Below are 16,240 nucleotides of genomic sequence, written 5' to 3'. Positions count from 1 at the left end.
GAGACAGAGGTAATGGTTTGTTGTTTGTTTTAAGAGAACACAAAATTAAGCTGTAAAGATACTTACAAAACATATCAATCTTTATAGAATTAGGGAATGGTCAGCGGTAGCTACCCAATAAGCTAACTATCTAACAAATAACCATTAACCTATAATCTTTTTAGGTGTTAGTAAATGAATCAAATACGCAAAAACAATCACTAATACACAGCCGATAAGATTTAACCATAAAAATGCCGTTAGGTCTATCCACCATGTATAAATCACGATAATTTCTGCTAAAATTGCGGCCCAAAACACAGCGTTTCCTTGGATGTTTCTGAAATAAAAAGCCACTAAAAATACTCCAAGAATAGTTCCGTAAAACCAAGACCCTAAGATATTTACTGCCTCTATCAAGCTTCCGATATTAGCGGTAAATTGCGCCACGATAATACAAAAAATTCCCCAACCAAGCGTGACCCAGCGTGATACGGTCAAATAATGTTGATCGGTATCTTCAGGATGTAGCAATCTTTTATAAATATCAATAATAGTACAAGAGGTAAGCGAACCAAATGCCGATGCCATAGAGCCCATAGAGGCCAATAAAATCACAGCAATCAATAGCCCCACCATCCCAACAGGAAGGTATTTTGTTACAAATGATAGGAATATGTAATTGGTATCGTTGGTATCTGTTTCGGGGCTAGTCTTTTTCAATAAATCTTTTACTTCTGTTCTTAATTCACCGCTTGCCTTATCGGCCTCAGTCACCTTGACTTTTGTTTGCTCGATTTGTTGTTCATTGCCACTTTTGAGGGCATCGAACATTTGAGCTACTGCTACCTTTTTTTCTTGAAAAACCTGTGTATGTTTGGCTTCTATTTGTCGGTATTCTTGCGTATTGGCAATTTTATCTAAACCTGTTTGATTGAAAAATAGTGGTGGTTGATTGAACTGATAAAAAACAAAAACCAAGGCTCCAACCAATAAAATCAAAAACTGCATCGGTATTTTAAGCATACCGTTCATGAGTAAACCAATACGGCTTTCACCTACAGATTCTCCAGATAGGTATCGCCCTACTTGCGATTGGTCTGTACCAAAATAAGATAACTGCAAAAAGAAACCACCAATCAAGCCAGACCAAACATTGTAGCGATTATTCAAATCAAATTTCCAGTCGATGGCATTGAGTTTTCCCATTTTACCTGCGACTTTTAGCGTATCTACAAAACCTATTTCAGAAGGTAAAAGGTGTACGACCATGTATCCCGCCAAAAACATCCCTATCAATACCACAAACATTTGTTGCATTTGGGTATATGAAATGGTTTTTGAGCCACCATACATACAATAAAGTGTTACAAGCAAACCCGTCATGATATTGGTCCAGTACAAATCCCAACCCAGAATGGTCGATAAGATAATAGAAGGAGCTGCAATAGTCACACCCGTAGAAAGTGCCCTAGGAATCAAAAATAGGAAAGAAGTCAGTACCCGTGTTTTTAAATCAAAACGACCTTCCAAAAACTCATAAGCGGTGTAAACATTGAGTTTTTTAAACATCGGAATAAAAGTCACCGACAGCACAATCATTGCCAAAGGCAAGCCAAAATAAAATTGTACAAAGCGCATACCATCAGTATATGCCTGTCCAGGGGCCGACAAAAACGTAATAGCACTCGCTTGCGTAGCCATTACCGATAACGTAACATGATACCATGGCAATTGTCTGTCTGCCAATAAGAATCCTTCAATATTTTGTCTGGAAGCACGTCCCTTCCACATACCAAATCCTACAATGCCTCCAAGGGTAACTACCAAGACCAACCAGTCAATATTCTTCATCTATTTAATCAGTTATAAAATCAAAGCTTGCGATTTAGAAACACAAAATTCATAAACTATAACCAAGCTTTTACTAGTGGTATTTTAGTCTATCGAAAATATTCGCTGAATAGTTGGAATAAACATATCATCAGTACGAGGTTGCCGACAACAATCCAATACAATTGCCTCCAAGAAGAAACAAATGGCGGTAACGTTTTATCTTTTTTAGTTTCTGGTTTCATAATTTACTTTTAGAAATAGTCTGTAATCAATTACGGATAAACCTTCTGCAAGATAAGACATTTGAAAGTGAATTGAAACAACATATAGAAACTGCCCCTATTTTGGGTTTTTGAAAAAATCCTTTTAAATTTATTATGCAAGCATAATAAATTACGCTAAAACAATCTTAACTATTGAAAAAATGAATGCCAATCAAATTTTTAGTCTTGAAAACAAAGTAGCCCTTATTACAGGTGCCAGCAAAGGAATCGGAGAAGCGATTGCACGCCATTTTGCTGCTTGTGGTGCCAAAGTCGTCATTAATTCCAGAAAACAAGAAGAACTAGATAAAGTTGCCGAAAGTATTCGTGCCGAAGGTGGCTTTTGTATAGGCATAGCAGCCAATGCTGGCGATATCCCAAGCTGTAAAGCACTTATTCAAAAAGTAGTTGATGAGTTGGGCGGTATCGACATTCTTGTCAACAACGCAGCCACCAATCCTGTATATGGACCTGTATTAGGCTGTGAAGAATGGGCATTCGACAAAATTATGAACATCAATGTAAAAGCACCTTTTGAAATCAGCAAATTAGTACATCCCATCATGAAACAACGTGGAGGAGGTTCTATCATCAATATTAGTTCTATTGCAGGTCTCACACCCGACCCAGGTTTAGGTATTTATTCGGTATCGAAAGCGGCATTGAATATGCTCACGAAGGTAACTGCTAAGGAATGGGGAAGCGATGGCATTAGAGTTAACTCCATCTGCCCTGGGCTTATCAAAACTAAGTTTTCGGAGGCTCTTTGGCAAAATGAACAAGTACTTAATCATTTCGTCAAACGCTTACCTATTGCACGTATGGGAACAGTAAATGAAATAGCTGGTTTAGCCTTATTTCTCGCTTCTGACGCCTCTGGCTACTGCACAGGTGGTATCTACGAAGCCGACGGAGGAACGACAATATAACTCGAACGGAGAATTGATAGTACGAGAAAAGATTTGTCAATTTCGGATTTCTGATATCGGATTTCTGAAATTGACAAATCCCCAGCTCACTACTAATTCACAATTTACTAACTCACTCAATAAATCTACTCTATCTCTTTCCATTCGCCTTTTTTGAAATAGACATTATGATATTTCTTTGATTTAAAGACCAAAAACAACTCATTGTCTTTCAAATACAACCTAGGATTTGTTTTGAGAATATGGTGTGTTTGGGCATCCATCTGTAATACCAAATTTTCATTAGTATCTAGCTTGATAGTTGAAATTTTTCCACGATACGTTTTATTGACTGTAGCTCCGTTTGTCTGGTGAAAATAAATAGAGTCATTATCTTTTATCTCAAATCTAAAGTGGTCGTATTGCCAGTCTACTTGATCGCCCGAAAAAAACTCTCTAGCAATGACATACGAGCCATAATAGTGCTTTTTCTCAATAGGAAAATTCACAAGTTTTTCTTCTTGCAAAAAACTACGCCTACTAAACAAATATATAATTCCCACAACACCCCAAAGCATGACCAAAAGCCAGATGTAGATTTTCTTTTTGGTAAGATCCCAAGCACCTACTAAAATCCCAGATATGGGTATGATGATTAGAATAAATACCCAATTAGCACTTACTTCCATATTTTTAAAAGTTTATCAATTTCAATTTTAGGCAAAAAAGACAGTCAAAATAGCTCATTATTTCTCAAACTTGTTAGGCTAAGTTATTATTAGGCTTCTTCGATATGAGTTCTCCAAGAATTCTGTAACTTCAATACCACATCTCTAACAAACTGTATTATATCTATGAAATCTCTATTTAGATTGCTCAGTAAAAGCATTTTCATACTTCTATTTTTTTACAACGGTCAAGCACAAACGTCTCCTGAAGGCATTATCAATTCAGAATTCATTTTTCCAACAACTGAATTTCCCGAATGTCATGCTTCAAGTATTGTACAAACTAAGGATGGTTTCTTGGTTACGTGGTTTGCTGGTACACACGAAAAAAATCCAGATGTTTCTATTTATGCCAGTAGATATAGCCACGGAATATGGTCGAAGCCCATCGAACTAGCCAATGGCATTCAATCTTCGAATGTACGCTACCCTTGTTGGAACCCGGTATTGTTCCAAGTACCTCAAGGTGATTTATTATTATTTTACAAAGTAGGCCCCGACCCTGTTCATTGGTGGGGAATGATTAGACGTTCAAAAGATGAGGGCAGAACTTGGTCTGAACCCGAAAAGCTTCCTGATGGAATTTTAGGTCCTATCAAGAACAAACCCGTTTGGTTAAATAACAAAACTATTTTGTGTCCAACTAGTACCGAACTAGATGGCTGGAAATTGTACTTTGAATATAGTAAAGATTTAGGAAAAACATGGCAGAAAACGGCATTTTTAAACGATGGCAAAAATATTATGGCCATCCAGCCAAGTGTACTGTTTCACCCTAAAGGCAAACTTCAGCTACTATGTCGTAGTCAAAACGATGCGGTATTGGAAGCCTATTCAAACGACAATGGTATGACTTGGAGCGAAGTTCAAAAAACAAGCCTTCCTAATCCCAATTCAGGAACGGATGCTGTAACGCTCAAAGATGGCAGACATCTTTTGGTATATAATCATACGATTAGATATGAAGGCAAATGGGGAGGACCTCGCTCTCCTATCAATGTTGCCATTTCTTCTGATGGCAAAAAATGGTCTGCGGTCACTGAATTAGAAACTGAACCTGGGGAATTTTCATATCCTGCCGTCATTCAATCGACCGATGGCATGGTACATATCATTTATACTTGGAAACGCAAAACAGTCAAACATGTGGTTTTAGACCCCAAAAAGATTTCAGGTAAAGAGATCATGAATGGACAATGGCCCAAGTAGTGGACAAAGTAGTGTAGATTGAACATTGAACCCTTATGAAGGAATCAGCAGTAAATTTTTAATTTATTTTTTTAAAAATATATTTCAAAACAATCAACTGAAAAACAATTAGTTGCGACACGAACAGCAAAAAACAGAAAAAATATTTTCATTTTTTTTCGTAAAAAGTTTGGAATGACGAATCTCTTCACTAATTTTGCAACTCCAAAACGCAAGCGGGCGTGGTGGAATTGGTAGACATACCAGACTTAGGATCTGGCGCCGCGAGGCATGGGGGTTCGAGTCCCTCCGCCCGTACTATCTCAAAGCCCTCTCAACCGACAAGGTTTTGAGGGCTTTTTTGATTGTGGATACACGGGTTGCGGATATCAGATTTACACATTTAAGTAAACGAAAATGTAGAAACGTTTAGGACAGCCTTCAAATAAAGCGCCTATCCATTTCTATATCCTCCATTCAAGAGATGACTCATTCTCGCATTACTTAAACGTAAATTTTTGATTTCAACAATTATCCACCTTCAAGTATCAAGCCGCAATCCTTAATTGCAAATCAGAAATCTCAAGAAAATGAACATTACGCTCGAAAAAAGTAGCAACGTAAACGCCAAGCTTATCGTAGCATTGGTTGAGGAGGATTACAAATCACAAGTTGAGAAAACACTTAAAGATTACCGCAAACGTGCTAACATCAAAGGTTTCCGTCCTGGAACTGTACCAATGACTGTTGTACAAAAAATGTTCGGTAAATCTGTTTTACTAGAAGAAATCAACAACTTGTTGGGTAGTTCTGTTCAAGAATATATCAAAGAAAGCAAATTGAATATTGTTGGCGATCCAATGCCAGTAGTTGAAGACCAAGAGTCTATCGACTGGAATACTCAAAAAGAATTTACATTCTCTTATGAGTTGGGTTTGGCTGGTGATTTCACTGTAGATTTCGACGCTATTCCAGCTGTTACTTCTTACGAAATTCAAGCTACTGAAAAAGAAATTGAAGAAACTATCGATAACTTGAAAAAGCAATTTGCTGAGCAAATCCATGCTGATTCAGTAGAAGATGGCGATATGATTTTTGGTACTTTCTCTCAAGGTGAATGGTCTGAAAAATCAGCAATTCCAACAAAATCTATCAAAGACGAAGCTAAGGCTACTTTTGTAGGTGCAGAAAAAGGAGCGACATTGACATTTGATATCGACAGCGTATTTGTTGACGAAAAATCAAAAGGTTTAGCAACTAATAAAAAAGGTGACGATGTTGCAGCTTTGACTGGTGAAGTTTCTTTCACAATCGAAGACATTACTCGTCAAGGTGTGACTGAATTGAATCAAGAATTGTTCGATAAAGTACTAGGTGCTGGTAAAGTATCTTCAGAAGAAGAATTTAGAAAAGAAATTCTTTCAATCATCGAATCTAACTACGTTCGCGAATCTGACTATTTGTTGAGAATCGATGCTGAAAAGGCGCTTCTTGAAAATATCTCTATCGAGCTTCCTGAAGAATTCTTGAAAGAGTGGTTGGTAAAAGTAAACGAAGGTAAATTTACAATGGAACAAATCGAAGCAGATTTCGAAGCAGTGAAACGTGACGTTCGTTGGAACTTTATCAAAAACGAAATCGCTGATAAATTTGAAGTAAAAGTAGACTATCCTGAAGTAGTTGAAAAGACTAAAGACATGGTTCGTGGTCAATTCGGTATGTACGGTCCTGGCGATGCTCAAATGGAAGAAATGATTGAGCGTATTGCTAATGGCTACTTGACAGATAAGTCTAAGAAAGACAACTTTATGAATATGTTCAACCAAGTATATGCAGACAAAGTAGCTGCTGTAATTGTTGAAAAAGTGAAAGTTGAGAAAAAAGCTATCGATGTTGAAGAATTCAAAACTATCGCTGGTGCATAGATAAGACTTGTAAATAATAAAAAAGGCTAAATCTCATGAGATTTAGCCTTTTTTATGGAAAACTATTTCGTTTTTGTTGTATCGGATAATTCTACAGTATTGGTAGAATCTCCCTCCCAAGCCCTTACTAACTGTTTCTTTTTATTCCATGGTGCTGTAGTATTTCGGGCCATATCAATAGCCAGAATTACTACAATAGTTGTAAAAATAACAAATACCCAACGAAGGATTTTTTGATTCTTATTCATCGTATCACTCGGTTTTATAAATTGAATTGATATAAAGAAAACCCCTTCTCTTCTATCAAAGTTTTAGGTTATACTAATAATCGAATCAGGTGAATCATATATAAACATGTGCCCTGTTTTTTTGGATACCTCTGCCCACGTTAAATTCTCAAAAGTCATTCCTACTACTGCACAGGTTGGCATTGATCCAATATCTTCATGTGTAAGATATTCGGCAAAATAACTAATACTTGGATTATGCCCTACTAGCATTGCTACTGTAATATTTTCTGGTATTGCATTCACTGCATCGAGATAATATTTTGGTGTACTTTCGTACAAAGAAGCTTCCTCTTGAATCATTCCTTCATCTAGCTTCAATTGCTCACAAAACACTTGTGTGGTCATACGCGTGCGTTCTGAATTAGAGGTAAGTAGTAATTCTATTCCAGCCAATTTATCGGCCAAATGTCTGCTCATACGTGCAGCATCAATCATTCCACTTGGTGTGAGTGGACGAAATATATCTGGGCTTACCGAACTCGACGCTTGTGCATGACGTACCAGAAATAATGTTTTTTTCATAGACCGATAGCGGTTTAAAATTGTTGGTAATGGTTATTTAATAATAGTATTAGTATATCTTCTTTTATCGAACAACGACTGTTCCTAATTCTTTAGCAATTACAATCAGTCTATCTTTAATTTCCTTAAGCTTACCCAATATCAGAAGCTGTTCTTCAAAATCTTTCGACTCTTTTAATCTTTTCATATATGAATCCTCTAAGTCCTCATTATGAGCCTTTTGTAACCGCAAAATATTCGTGTAAGCCATATCTGCCAATTTATCCACTTCAGTTGGTACAAATATTTCGTGTTTACTTAGCCATGCTTCTGACACTGAGTGTTTTTCAGCCACTAGGTTAATTGATTCGGATTGTATTTCTGCGATTGGATGTGATAAAAAATATTGAGTATCTGCCACTGTGCCTTCTAAGAATTTTTGACGACAAAGCATCAACATCTCCTGATAAATAGGTGTATTAAATTGTAAACCATCTATTTCGCCTAATACATATTGCATAAGCGTAATCCCTGGTGCTACCGCTGGATCCACTTCTCGTGTACCATGATTTATCAATAAACGAATACACTCTTGTTCATGTAAAGTTGTGGCATACACTATCGAAGATAAAGGAGTAGGTTCAGGCGTTGGCAACACCGTAACAGGTGCTCCTCCAAACTCTTCATAGCCAAAACTATCCTCCTCCGAAAAGCTCATCATACCATCATCAAAAGTAGATGGGCTTTGTGTAGAAGTTGACAAAGTTATACCCGAAGGTAAATCGTTCTGGAGTCTTTGGCGATTGTTATCTCTTTGGGCGTCTTTTTCTTTTTGCTTAACCTTTTCAAGTGTTAACTTATTGCTTTCTGTAATTAATAATCCTTCATCGATTTGCATTAAGCTTGCCGTTTTTTGAAAAAATACCGAGCGTTTTATCGAATCTGGAATTCTAGAAATACTTCCTACCATATCCTTAATCAATTCGGCACGCTTAAAAGGATCATTACCAGCTTCTTTCAGGAATAGTTCGGCTTTAAAAGTAACAAAATCAGACGCATGGTCTGATATATATTGTACAAATGCGTCAGAACCAATCTTTTGAACATAACTATCGGGGTCTTCTCCTTGTGGAAAAACTACTAATTTTACATTCAAGCCTTCTTCCAAAATCATGTCCATTCCCCTCAAAGATGCCTTGATACCCGCAGGATCACCATCGTAGAGAACCGTAATATTTTGTGTAAATCTTGCAATCAAACGTATTTGCTCCAAAGTAAGCGATGTACCAGACGATGCCACTACGTTTTCAATACCTGCTTGATACAACGAAATCACATCGGTATATCCTTCTACCAAATAGCAAACATCCTTTGAGCGGATAGCGTTTTTGGCTTGATAGATTCCGTAAAGAATATTGGATTTGTGGTAAACCTCTGTTTCGGGAGAATTCAAATATTTAGGCTGATTTTTATCAGCTCGAAGAATTCTAGCACCAAAGGCAATAGTTTTGCCAGAAACATTGTGAATAGGAAAAATAACACGACTTCGAAAACGGTCAAACATTTTGTTTTCTTCTGGCTTACGAATTGTTAAGCCTGCTTTTTCCAGCACATCAATGCTATAGCCATTTTTGAGTGCATCTTTAGTAAAAGCATCCCAAATATCAAGACTATATCCCAACTCAAACGCTTTGATGGTTTTGTCAGAAAAACCTCTTTCCTTAAAATAAGGATACCCTATCGACTGCCCTTCATCGTGTTGAAATAAGTTATTTTGATAATAATTTTTGGCAAAATTCAAGACGATATACAAACTTTCACGGGCATTCTGTGCTTGTAACTGCTCATCTGTTAGAGGTGATTCTTGAATTGCAATATTATATTTCTTAGCAAGGTGTCGAAGGGCTTCGCCATAACCCAAACCTTCGATATCCATAATAAAACGCACAGAGTCACCTGCTTTACCACAACCAAAACATTTATAAATACCTTTGGCAGGAGACACCGAAAAAGACGGTGATTTTTCGCCATGAAAAGGACAACAAGCCCATAAATTCGCCCCTTTCTTCTTCAACGACACATAGTCGCCTATTACATCTGCTACTTGAGCAGTTTGTTTGATTCGCTCTATGGTTTCTTGGTCAAGTCTCATTTGTATAAATTTCTAAAATACTTACAACTTAAGGATTAGGTTTTTTACTAAAAACAATACTAAATTAATGAATGTCTCATAGATTTTGTCGAAATCCCTAGTTATTCCATAAAACGGTATATTTTTTCGTTTGAGTTTCGTCTATGATAGATAGATTTACCAAACCATCGTTCTTCTTTAGTTCATCAAAATATCACATTATTAGGCATTATTTTTGTGTTATAATGCTTATACAATCAACCGCCCAATCCAAATCACACTGCTTTTAGTAGTAGTTTACTAAAGAATATGATGAAAAAAAAATTACTCAACTACAGATTATCTGTGCTCAAACAGCTATTTGTACTTAGTCTCTTTTCGATCTTTCTTGCTGGATGTTCTAAAAACTCAGATGTTAATCCTTCAAATACGACCAATCCAGCCGATGCCTTTACGTATGAAATAGCCTCTAATTGGGCCGAGTTACAGCTCACTCTAACCAAAGGCACAAACGGTTACACACCTCCTGTAGCAGCACGTGCTTACGGATTAGGAGGGCTTACCATGTACGAATCTATTGTTCCGGGTTTGTTAGATCATAATTCCTTGGCAGGTCAGCTTTCCAATTTAAGTAAACTTCCTGTTATTGAATCTGGAAAAAGCTATAACTGGGCATTAGCACTCAATGCTGGGCAAGCAACTATTTTAAAAGCCCTCTATGCCGAAAGTTCTTTGGCACAGGCGTCCAATAATCAAAAGAAAATTGATTCGCTTGAGACTGCAATGACCGCCTCTTTTAAGGGTAACTCAAACACCGATGAAATCGAACGCTCTGTTATTTTTGGGAAAAACATTGCCAATGCCATTTTTGAGTGGTCAAAAACCGACGGTGGACATGAAGGCTATAAGCGTAATTTTCCTTCGGATTACAAAGTGCCTATTTTTCCAGGAGCTTGGCAAGCTACCGAGAATGGACAGAAAATCCCTATGCAGCCAACTTGGGGCAATAACCGAACTTTTGCTCCGACAAATGCCACGCTTATACCTCCAGCTCCAATTGCTTTTTCTACGAATATTGCATCTCAATATTTTGCACAGTATTTAGAAGTTTATACTAAAAACAAATCTTTAACTTCTGAAGAAAAAGAAATTGCCGTTTGGTGGGCAGATAACCCTGTTGAGACTTTTACGCCACCAGGACATTCATACAACTTGGCCAACATCGCAGCCAAAACTTCAAAAACTACTTTAGGAAAAGCCGTTGAGGGATTTGCTCGCACAGGAATTGCCGTAGCTGATGCTTTTATTCTTTGTTGGAAATGCAAATTTTTGTTCAATAACGAACGTCCCTACACCATGGTACGGAGATCCATAGACCCTACGTGGACACCATTTTGGCCAGCACCACCTTTCCCTGGCTATTCGTCGGGACACGCGACTCAATCTGGCGCAGCTGCCGAAGTATTGACGTATGTGTATGGAAACAATTTTAAATTCGTCGATAATTCGCACGTAGGTCGAGTAAATGATGCTGCGACAGGTACGCCATTTAAAGCCAGAAGTTTTAATAACTTCTATGAATTTGCCGACGAATCTGCCATGTCACGCTTTTATGGGGGAATTCATACTCGTCAAGATAATGAAGTTGGGTTGAAAGAAGGTAAAAAAGTAGGCCGAAACGTTAATAACTTAGCTTTTTTGAAATAACTTGTATATTTTTTTTCAAAAGCCCTAATCATGATAGATGATTGGGGCTTTTTCATGGCAGAAATAATCAGACAAAACGGTTTTTATTTCCTTCAAATACCTCATAAAACTTGTACATTCCTAAGAATCGATTTTTACCCTGATTTTTTTGGTATATTTTTCTGTAAATTTGCTCTAGAATCATTGTGCAAATATCTATCCGTTGAAACGTATTCTTTCCATATTACTGGTTGGGCTCCTTCTGTATAACATGATGGGGTATTCGGTAGTCTATTGGTTTGAGACCAATAGAGCCGAAAGTTCGTTTGCGCATACAGTTCAGCCTATTTCTGGTAAAGAAGACTATGTACTACTCAAAATGCCATTGTCTCTTCCTTATCAAACTGATTGGAGCACCGACAAAAAAGTAAGTGGAACTATCAGACAAGGAGATACTCATTATCAAATGATTTCTCAGAAATTAGTCAATGATACCCTTTATACAGTTTGTAAAATAGATCAATCTGCCCGTGACCGCTTTTTTAACCTTGCATCGCATATCAACGAGCATGTGACTGACAAAGCTGGGGACTTCTCTAAAAAATCATCTTCTCAATTACTTAAAAACTTCTTGAAAGAATACATGTCTTCAGATAAGAAGCACATTGTATTTGTTATTGACTGGATTCAGCCACGTCAAAACACCTTTCATTTATTCACTCCAGAAACCCGTTCTGTAGATACTCAATCGCCGCCTCCACGGCAATGCTAATTTGTACGATTTGTTGGCGGTAGCTATAGCTATCGCATAGGTTACTTTGGGTAAATTTTATCCAACAGAGCCTCTATGTCCATACAAAACGCTAAAATTCAGCATTATATGAAAAATTTCTCCTCAATCGCAATTACTTTTTTTTGTATTTTTCTAATAAATTTTAAAAATTTTTCACAAGGATGTGTTGCTGTTCGCCACATGAGCTGCTCAACTGGTAACGGAACTAGTTCTTCATCGATGTTACAACCTGGACAATGGCAAGTTTCATTAGGGTTTAGAAATCTTCACTCTCACAGACACTTCGTAGGTACTGAAGAGCAAACACAAAGAGCCTTAAACAATACTGAAGTAATCAACGATTCGCAGGGATTTGACCTTGGTATTTCGTATGCTTATAACAGCCGTTTGAGTTTTGCCCTGAATATTCCATTTGCAGTCAATGTTCGTGCATCCAAATACGAGCATTATGGCAATACCGCTGCTAATACACAATACTTTGATACTCATTCGACAGGTATTGGCGATATGAGACTAACAGCTACTTACTGGTTATTAGATCCATTAGAACATGCCAAAGGCAATATTGCGTTAGGACTTGGTGTAAAAGCACCAACTGGCAATTCGAATGTGCAAGACCAGTTTCACAAACTAGACAAAGAAGGAAAAGAATATTTACTTACTAAAGCTGTAGATCAATCTATTCAGCTTGGAGATGGCGGATGGGGTGCAAACATTGAAATTCAAGGGTATCAACAAGTACTTCCTAAGACTGTACTTTATTTTAATGGATTTTATCTATTCAATCCACGCAACGTAAATAATACACTAACATCAGGAACAAAAGAAGCCGCAGCAAATGAAATTGTTGTGTACCATTCTGTAGCAGACCAGTTTGCTGGTCGTGTAGGTGCAAGTTATGCGCTCTTATCGAAAGCTGGTCTTTCGGTAAGTTTTGGAGGTCGTATCGAAGGTGTTCCTGCACACGATGTTTTTGGCAAGAGCGAAGGCTTCCGTCGTCCTGGTTATATCATATCAGTAGAGCCTGGTATTGTTTACTCAAAAGGAAAAAATACATTTGCTCTCACAGTACCTATAGCTACTACTCGCAACAGAATCCAGAGTGTAGCTGACTTGAAATACGGTAAGCATGGCGATGCTGCTTTTGCAGATTACTTTATTTCGGCAACCCTTTCTCATCGCTTCTAAACTCTATTTAGACGGGTCGGGGTGCACTTTTTGATGCACCCTATGACTCAATGATGAACTATTTTGATAGCAAAATTCCAATTTATATATAACAGTATGAAATTTAGACTATTACTCGTATCAAGCATTCTTGCATTTAGCTCATCGCTTTTTGCACAAAATATGACAGATGGTATTTTCATGGCAAAAAATAATTTTTGTGGTGGAATAGGCTATACACATGACTCATGGAACAAATATTGGGAAGGTACACTTTTCAGAGAAAATAAAAATTTGGGGAATGTAAATACTCAAACTATTACAGCCATGGGTAACTATGGTATTTCAGACCGCTTTAATGTTCTTTTTATGCTTCCTTATGTTAAAACAGAAGCAACTAAAGGTACTCTGAAAGGTATGAGTGGAGTACAAGACCTTACGCTAGCGTTGAAATATAGACTTGCTCAAATCAAAAATCTGTCAGTTATTGGCTCTGTGGGTGGTTCTCTTCCTACCAACAACTACGTTGCCGACTATTTGCCTTTGGCAATAGGTATGCAAAGCAAGACAGTCTTTGCTCGTGGAATTTTGTATTATACACTTCCTCACGAATTGGCGCTTACAGCACAAGGTGCATATATCCATCGTAGCAATGTTCGTGTTGACCGTGAAATGTATTTTTCTGACCAAGCATACTTCACCAATGAAATGATGATGCCAGATGTGGTAAACTTAGGGGCTAAATTTGGTCACTATTCATATCGTTGGCAATTAGAAGCTACTTATGAGCAAAATATTGTAAATGGCGACATCGATATTCGTAGAAATGATATGCCAGGATTATGTGCCAAAATGGACTTGACCCGTATCGGTGTGGTGGCAGCCTACCGTATTCCTCAATTGAAAGACTTACAAATCATGGGAACTATCGGACAGGTTGTTGCAGGTAGAAACGTCGGAAAGTCTACAACTTTCTCCATCAGTATTCTTCAATATATTGACTTACGTAAAAATAAAGGTGGTGGCGGTATCCCAACTGGTCCAATTTGTCGTCCAGGCGATGCAAACCACGTGGGTAATATGTCGACAGATGAGCATAAAGGTGGTCATTAATAAATCAGTGTAAGCGTAAATAGTTTATCAAAACATTGATGGCTTTTTTATTCTCTTTAAAAAATATAATTCTTGAATCATGAAATCTTCATTTTTATCTATAAAAAAACTAATTGCAGCAACGGCAGCATTAGCAGTTATTTGGGCTTGTGAAAAAAGCTTAGAAAGAGACGGTACCGAATTAGATACACTTGTTCCGGCCAAGGTTGATGCCGATGCTGGAACTTGGAAACCATATATTTTACAAACAGCCACAGAAGTAGCATTGACAGCACCCGAAGATGTAAGTTCGGCGAACTATCAAAAAGAGCTTCAGGAGGTAAAAACAGCCATGGGAAATATCAGTGACGAGCAACGCTTGGCTATTCGTTATTGGGCTGGTGGCGGAATTTTACGCTGGAATCAGATTATGCGTAGCTTGGTGGCTAAACGTAACCTTCCTCCTGCCGAAAATGCTACAGGTGAATACCCAATTCCGAATTCGGCAAACCCTAATGCAGATCCAATATTTCCATTTGCGAACCCTCCTTACGCGTCACGCTCGTATGCGTATGTATCTGTAGCACAATATGACGCATTGGTTGCGGCTATGGCTTACAAACAACAGTATAAAAGAAAGGCACCTTATCAGGTAGATGCTAGTATTACTCCTGTTATTGTTAGCAAATCTACTCTTCCTTCGTATCCATCTGAAGACGCAGTAATGGCAGCCGTTTCGTATGAATTCATGAAGCGTCTTTTCCCTTCGACAGAAGACACTTTGTTTTTATACAAAAAGAAAGAAGAACAAAAATGGTTTAAACTTTGGGCTGGTGCGTCTACTCGCTCAGATATTGAAGCAGGAGAAAAGCTAGGAAAAGCAATTGCTACTAAAATTTTAGCTCGTTATAGCTCAGATGGTATGCGTAATGCCATTGGTGTAAAAGCACAATGGGATAGTCTTTCAAAACGAGTTGAAGAAAAAGGCGAAGTAGCTTGGAAATCTTTAGAAGATGCTCCTCGCCCACCAATGCTTCCTTTCTTTGGGAATGTAAAACCATGGAATATGAGTAATCCTGAGTTACAGCAAATGAGTATTTTGTACCCTCCACTTTCTTATAATTCTGCGGAGTTCAAAAAGCAAGTAGCCGAAGTAAAAGAATATGTAACGACCAATGCTACTCGTGAAAATATTGCCATTGTACATTTCTGGGCAGACGGAGCTGGAACCTCCACTCCTCCAGGTCACTGGAATGCGATTGCTGAAAAATATATAGTAGCCGAAAAACAATCTGAGTTTCGTGCAGCACGCAACCTTGCTCTATTGAATACAGCCATGATGGACGCTGCGATTAGTTGCTGGTACACCAAATCGTACTATTACTTCCCTCGTCCTAGTCAAGCCGACCCAAGTATTAAGACTTTGACAGGCGTACCAAACTTTCCTGCATTCTCGTCAGGTCACTCAACATTTTCTGCGGCAGCAGCTACAGTATTAGGGTATTTGTTCCCGTCGGATGCAAGCAAATTCAATGATATGGCTTCAGAAGCATCAATGTCACGTTTGATGGGTGGGATTCACTATCGTATGGACTGTGAATACGGCTTGAAATACGGTAAGCTTGTAGGAGATAAAGCAGTAGCTCGTGGGCAAAAAGACGGCGTAAAATAGACAAAATAAAGCACCTGTTCTTGGGAAAACAGGTGCTTTAACCTCTAGATAAACAGAAAAAATATAAATGGTTAGTGAACG

General features: G+C 37.9%; 13 protein-coding genes and 1 tRNA gene. 9 read left to right on the top strand and 5 right to left on the bottom strand.

Annotated features, from left to right (window positions below):
• Positions 1-144: 144 nt before the first annotated feature.
• On the bottom strand, positions 145-1,833 hold the full coding sequence (locus QM491_RS08465; RefSeq protein WP_283327065.1) for a sodium:solute symporter family protein: 1,689 nt from the start codon (positions 1,831-1,833) through the stop codon (positions 145-147).
• Between the two features lie 406 nt (positions 1,834-2,239).
• Here QM491_RS08465 and QM491_RS08460 point away from each other — a divergent pair, with 406 nt between their 5' ends.
• Positions 2,240-3,007: an SDR family NAD(P)-dependent oxidoreductase gene (locus QM491_RS08460; RefSeq protein WP_283327064.1), complete on the top strand. Its 768-nt coding sequence runs from the start codon at positions 2,240-2,242 to the stop codon at positions 3,005-3,007.
• Between the two features lie 125 nt (positions 3,008-3,132).
• Here the strand turns inward: QM491_RS08460 and QM491_RS08455 are convergent, their stop codons facing one another.
• The gene (locus tag QM491_RS08455; RefSeq protein WP_283327063.1) at positions 3,133-3,675 is read right to left on the bottom strand and encodes a hypothetical protein; all 543 of its coding nucleotides are present in this window, start codon (positions 3,673-3,675) and stop codon (positions 3,133-3,135) included.
• Positions 3,676-3,840: 165 nt separating this feature from the next.
• On the opposite strand from QM491_RS08455, the gene QM491_RS08450 reads away from it, so the two are divergent.
• The 3 genes from QM491_RS08450 (at position 3,841) to QM491_RS08440 (ending at position 6,827) form a co-directional block, all read left to right on the top strand.
• Positions 3,841-4,923, top strand: coding sequence for a sialidase family protein (locus tag QM491_RS08450; protein ID WP_283327062.1), 1,083 nt, complete (start codon positions 3,841-3,843; stop codon positions 4,921-4,923).
• Positions 4,924-5,138: 215 nt separating this feature from the next.
• Positions 5,139-5,220: transfer RNA gene (locus QM491_RS08445), tRNA-Leu, on the top strand.
• A 272-nt stretch (positions 5,221-5,492) separates the two neighbouring features.
• A complete protein-coding gene (locus QM491_RS08440; protein ID WP_283327061.1) occupies positions 5,493-6,827 on the top strand; it encodes a trigger factor in 1,335 nt (444 codons plus the stop codon).
• A gap of 62 nt (positions 6,828-6,889) precedes the next feature.
• On the opposite strand, the gene QM491_RS08435 is transcribed toward QM491_RS08440, so the two are convergent.
• The 3 genes from QM491_RS08435 to dnaG all read right to left on the bottom strand — a co-directional run bounded on the left by QM491_RS08435 (position 6,890) and on the right by dnaG (position 9,770).
• On the bottom strand, positions 6,890-7,075 hold the full coding sequence (locus QM491_RS08435; protein ID WP_283327060.1) for a hypothetical protein: 186 nt from the start codon (positions 7,073-7,075) through the stop codon (positions 6,890-6,892).
• Between the two features lie 63 nt (positions 7,076-7,138).
• Positions 7,139-7,639 carry a SixA phosphatase family protein gene (locus QM491_RS08430; protein ID WP_283327059.1) on the bottom strand — a complete coding sequence of 167 codons (501 nt, stop codon included), beginning with the start codon at positions 7,637-7,639 and terminating at the stop codon, positions 7,139-7,141.
• A gap of 64 nt (positions 7,640-7,703) precedes the next feature.
• Positions 7,704-9,770, bottom strand: a complete 2,067-nt coding sequence (dnaG, locus tag QM491_RS08425) for a DNA primase (protein WP_283327058.1) — start codon at positions 9,768-9,770, stop codon at positions 7,704-7,706.
• Positions 9,771-10,058: 288 nt separating this feature from the next.
• On the opposite strand from dnaG, the gene QM491_RS08420 reads away from it, so the two are divergent.
• From QM491_RS08420 to QM491_RS08400, 5 genes are all read left to right on the top strand, one after another.
• Entirely contained in the window at positions 10,059-11,456 is a 1,398-nt protein-coding gene (locus tag QM491_RS08420) for a vanadium-dependent haloperoxidase (protein ID WP_283327057.1), read from the top strand.
• 250 nt (positions 11,457-11,706) lie between these two features.
• Positions 11,707-12,207 (top strand): hypothetical protein, encoded by a 501-nt coding sequence (locus QM491_RS08415; protein WP_283327056.1) that lies wholly within the window; start codon positions 11,707-11,709, stop codon positions 12,205-12,207.
• A 201-nt stretch (positions 12,208-12,408) separates the two neighbouring features.
• On the top strand, positions 12,409-13,416 hold the full coding sequence (locus tag QM491_RS08410) for a hypothetical protein (protein WP_283327055.1): 1,008 nt from the start codon (positions 12,409-12,411) through the stop codon (positions 13,414-13,416).
• 96 nt (positions 13,417-13,512) lie between these two features.
• The gene (locus tag QM491_RS08405; RefSeq protein ID WP_283327054.1) at positions 13,513-14,508 is read left to right on the top strand and encodes a transporter family protein; all 996 of its coding nucleotides are present in this window, start codon (positions 13,513-13,515) and stop codon (positions 14,506-14,508) included.
• Positions 14,509-14,587: 79 nt separating this feature from the next.
• Entirely contained in the window at positions 14,588-16,159 is a 1,572-nt protein-coding gene (locus QM491_RS08400) for a vanadium-dependent haloperoxidase (RefSeq protein ID WP_283327053.1), read from the top strand.
• The last annotated feature ends 81 nt before the right edge of the window (positions 16,160-16,240 follow it).

It is taken from the genome of Flectobacillus longus (assembly GCF_030056705.1).
Taxonomy (GTDB): domain Bacteria; phylum Bacteroidota; class Bacteroidia; order Cytophagales; family Spirosomataceae; genus Flectobacillus; species Flectobacillus longus.
This window is presented reverse-complemented; position numbering and strand designations above follow the sequence as displayed.